The 505-nt window shown below is 30.5% G+C and carries 1 protein-coding gene; it reads left to right on the forward strand.

The features are described 5' to 3' along the window. A partial coding sequence (locus N9I19_RS25085) for an MmcQ/YjbR family DNA-binding protein (protein ID WP_317779383.1) occupies nt 1-264 on the forward strand: 264 nt, incomplete at its 5' end. Between the last annotated feature and the right edge of the window lie 241 nt (nt 265-505).

Here is a 505-nt window from a genome sequence, read left to right on the forward strand (position 1 = left end):
CGACATATAGATAACAAGAAAGTGTTTGCGTGGATATTTGAAAAAGATGGCCATATTTGGATTAATGTGAAATGTGAACTCGGTTTTTTGGATTATTGGCGTCAGATTTACAATTCGGTAGTTCCGGCATTTCATCTTAATAAGGACCATTGGAATTCGATAATTCTTGACGGTACTGTTCAAAAGGAAGACATTTACGAAATGATAAAACAAAGCTATATGTTAACTAAAAAAAGTAATAGTAAAGTTAATTTAAAAAAGTGAAGGCATTGATTCAGCAGGAAGGATTTATGCCTTTTTCTGTAGAACTTACTATGATTGTGAAATATTCTACTTAAAGTAACGGGTGCGTTAGTTCATTAAAATGAAATAAAGGACACAACAAAATCTTATATTTAGGAATGTATATCAATGACAACAAGCTCTAAAGCACGAACATATTTGATATTTACAATATGTTCGTACCTTTTTCTTACAGATTGCTAAAATAATCTGATAGTTTTTC

This window comes from Peribacillus sp. CSMR9 (assembly GCF_033141925.1).
Taxonomy (GTDB): Bacteria; Bacillota; Bacilli; order Bacillales; family DSM-1321; genus Peribacillus; species Peribacillus simplex_A.